At 72.6% G+C, this 3,335-nt stretch carries 3 protein-coding genes and 1 pseudogene; 1 reads left to right on the top strand and 3 read right to left on the bottom strand.

Features of this window, described 5'->3' with window-relative positions; genetic code table 11:
• Together SACHA_RS26465 and SACHA_RS0114775 are read right to left on the bottom strand one after the other, a co-directional pair.
• On the bottom strand, positions 1-674 hold a 674-nt coding region (locus SACHA_RS26465; protein WP_019810950.1), incomplete at its 3' end, for a hypothetical protein.
• Between the two features lie 129 nt (positions 675-803).
• Positions 804-1,658, bottom strand: a complete 855-nt coding sequence (locus SACHA_RS0114775; protein WP_019810949.1) for a hypothetical protein — start codon at positions 1,656-1,658, stop codon at positions 804-806.
• A 135-nt stretch (positions 1,659-1,793) separates the two neighbouring features.
• On the opposite strand from SACHA_RS0114775, the gene SACHA_RS0114770 reads away from it, so the two are divergent.
• Positions 1,794-2,564, top strand: coding sequence for a deoxyribonuclease IV (locus SACHA_RS0114770; RefSeq protein WP_028663210.1), 771 nt, complete (start codon positions 1,794-1,796; stop codon positions 2,562-2,564).
• On the opposite strand, the pseudogene SACHA_RS22350 reads toward SACHA_RS0114770, so the two are convergent.
• A pseudogene (locus tag SACHA_RS22350) lies at positions 2,525-3,335 on the bottom strand (hypothetical protein); the annotation flags it as partial. The gene SACHA_RS0114770 and the pseudogene SACHA_RS22350 sit on opposite strands and share 40 nt — an antisense overlap.

Genomic DNA, 3,335 nt, shown 5'->3' with positions numbered 1-3,335 from the left:
GCCACCCGCGCGTCGCCGGTGCCCTGGTAGCCGCCGTCGGCCGCGGGTTCGCCGGTCGTGCCGGAGGTGCCGGTGGGATCGGCGGAGCCGCCGGACGGGCCGGATCCGTTCTCGGACCCGCCGTTCCCGGTCCGCGGACCGGAGGTGCCCCCGGTGTCCTGCCCGGAGGAGGTGGGGGCGGTGTGGTCGGTCGCCGTCAGGGTCAGGCCGCAGTTGTCGGCGACCTCGGAGGCGATGGTGTCGAGTGTCTTGTCCTGGGTCGAGGGCAGTGCGCCCAGTCCCGCCGAACCGTCGAGCGCCGCACGGACCGCCTCGCCGATGGCGTCGCCGCCGATCGCTCCGGATCGTGCCCGCGGCACCGTGCCGACGGACAGCCGCTCGTCGGCGATCTTGTTGGCGAGGTGGTTGGGCCAGATCGTCACGTCGTGGACGACGATGATCGTTTTGGCGTCCCGGGCCCCCTGTTCGACGAGGCTCGACACCGCGGCGCCGTCGAGCGTCACCGTGTCACCGACCCCGCCGGAGACCGTGCCGGTGCACGAGTCGGCGGTCGCGGTGGCGGCCGAGGCCGACCCCGCGGCGAGAAGGCTCATGCCGCCCGCCACCACCGCGACCGTGGTCGCGGTGAATGCCTTGCGGGTCACCCTGGTCAGGGCGGTGGGGCTGAGTCGCACGGGCTGTCCCTCCCGAATTGGCGAGCTGTCGACACGGTAACGACGGTGCGTCGGCGTCGGTGACGCCCACGGCGGAAAACCGGGCCCCGCGCCGTCGTCGCGGGGCCCGGGTCGGCCCGGGTACGCGCGTCACACCTCCGACCGCCGCCGGCGGACCCAGGTCTGGGCCAGGGTGGTGCCGACGAAGGCGACCGCGGCCACCGCGACGAGCAGCGGCAGCCGGTCGAGTGCGTCGGCCTCGTCCGCAGCACTCGCACGGTCGGTCACGTGGCCTCGGCCGGCATCGTTCGGCGGGACGGTTGCGGGCGGCGGGACGGCGACGTCCCGGCCCGTTCCGGGCGCGTCCGGCATGTCCCACTCGGTCGCGCCGCCCCAGCCGTCCGCCAGGACCAGTGCGCCCGCGCCCTGGGGAGTCCCGGTGGTGGTCCCGCCGTCGTCCGCCCCGTCCGGATCGCCGGCACCGCCGGCCGGATCCTCCTCGTCGGTCGGCGGATTAGTTCCTCCGGGTGAATTCGGCTGATCTTCGTCAGATTCACCCGGAGGTGGGTCCTCCGTTTCGGGATTCTCCGGCTGGTGACCGGGGAGCGTTTCCTGGACCGGTTCGGTCACCGCGTTGACCGTGTCCTGTCCCGTCCCGCACAGATCTTCCACCGCGTCCGAGGCGACGCCGAGATCGTCGAGATCGAGTTCCGAGACGGCGTCCGCGACCGGGAGCGCGACGGGGGCCTCCGAACGTGCCCCCAGCCCGACCGCGAGTGTCCCGTCCGCGTTGAGCAACGCCCCCACGTCGACCGTGAGCGGGGACCCGTCCTCGCCGGACACGGTGGCGGGACAGTCGCCGGAGACCACGGGGCCGGAGACCACGGGGCCGGTGGCCGCGGCGGCGGTTCCGGACCAGCCCAGCACCAGGACGGCCAGCGCCGCCCCCGTGGTGCCGAGGCGCCGGAAATCTCGTGTGAGCTCGTGTCGAGACCCGTTTTCCATCAGCTTCGCCTTCGCTTTCGGATGCGGTCCCCGTTCCGCAATTCGTCTGATGTCGGTGGTCGCCGATCGTGTCGGATTCGCGGGACCTCGTCACCGTACTCGATCGGTCCCGCGACGCATCGTTACCCTCGTTCCATGCCTTGGTCTCAACCGGTCGGTGCGCACGTCCCCGATGAGGATCCGTTGTCCGTGGCCCGTGAGCGGGGCGCCGACGTCGTGCAGTTCTTCCTGGCCGACCCCCAGGGCTGGGCGGCGCCCCGGCGGCACCCGCAGGCCGACGCGGGAGTCGCCGTGTACATCCACGCGCCGTACGTGCTCAACGTCGCGTCGCTGAACAACCGGATCCGCATTCCCTCCCGGAAGACGGTGACCGCGCACGCCGCCGCGGCGGCGGAGACCGGGGCGCGGGGACTGATCGTCCACGGCGGACACGTCCGCGGCGGGGAGGACCCGGCCGAGGGGTTGGGGAACTGGCGGAAGCTGTTCGAGCGGCAGGCGCAGCACGGGGGATTCGACGTGCCGATCCTGATCGAGAACACCGCGGGCGGGGAGGGTGCGATGGCCCGTGACCTCGACATGCTGGAGCGGTTGTGGGCGGAGGTCGGCGACTTCTCCCCCGGCTTCTGCCTGGACACCTGCCACGCCCACGCCGCGGGGTGGGATCTGGACGGTGTTGTTGACCGGGTGCTGGCGGTCACCGGCCGGATCGACCTGGTGCACCTGAACAACTCCCGGGACGGGAAGGGGTCCCAGCGCGACCGGCACGCCAATCTCCTCGGCGGGGACGGGACGATCGACCCGGACGTGCTCGTCGAGGTGGCGCGGGCCGCGGCCGCACCGGTCCTGGTGGAGACACCAGGACCGGGTCAGGCCGAGGACATCGCCTTCCTGCGCCAACGGCTCTGACCACCCGGCCGTGGGATACGCGGACGGGGCAGGACCACGACGTCGCGACTGCCGTCCAGGACGCCACCCGCCGGGTCGTCCTCGCCACCGGCGCGCACCGGGTCCCGGTCGGGGCTACGGATGTCGCGCAGGATCACCACGCACAGCAGGACCACCACGAGGTCGCGGACGATCACGGTGCCCAGGAACCACTCCGCGGGCAGCCCCTTGTCGTCGACCCCGAGGTAGTAGTACATGCGGGGGACCCACACGAGGGCGTCCACGAGCATCCAGCCGAGCAGCGGTCTCCAGCGCGGCAGGGCGAGCACCGCGAGCGGCACCAGCCACAGCGAGTACTGCGGGGACCAGACCTTGTTCGTCAGCAGGAACGCGGCGACCACGAGGAAGCACAGCTGGGCCAGGCGGGGTCTGCGGGAGGCCGTGAGGGCGACGGAGGCGATGCCCACGCACAGGGCGAGGAACAGCGCACCGCTGACCGCGTTCAGCCAGACGGGCGTCTCCCCCGGCCCGACCGGCCCGTCGAAGCCCGCCCAACCGGTGAAGTGGGCGACGACGTTGTAGAGCGAGTCCGGGTCCATGTCGCGTTCGGTGTTCAGCCGGAAGAACTCGGCCCAACCCTCGTGCAGGAACAGCGAGAACGGCAGGTTCAGGGCGGCCCAGGCGCCCGCGGTGGTCGCGGCCGTGACCGTCCAGGCGCGCAGCCGGCCCGCGCGCAGGCACAGCACGAACAGGGGGCCGAGCAGCAGCAGCGGGTACATCTTCGCGGCCGCA

Source organism: Saccharomonospora halophila 8 (genome assembly GCF_000383775.1).
Lineage (GTDB): Bacteria > Actinomycetota > Actinomycetes > Mycobacteriales > Pseudonocardiaceae > Saccharomonospora > Saccharomonospora halophila.
This window is presented reverse-complemented; position numbering and strand designations above follow the sequence as displayed.

What these genes read in the sequence shown, in the direction of transcription:
- SACHA_RS0114770 (WP_028663210.1), top strand. Translation starts at nt 1,794, where the DNA reads ATGCCTTGGTCTCAACCGGTCGGTGCGCACGTCCCCGATGAGGATCCG.
- SACHA_RS0114775 (WP_019810949.1), bottom strand. Translation starts at nt 1,658, where the DNA reads ATGGAAAACGGGTCTCGACACGAGCTCACACGAGATTTCCGGCGCCTC.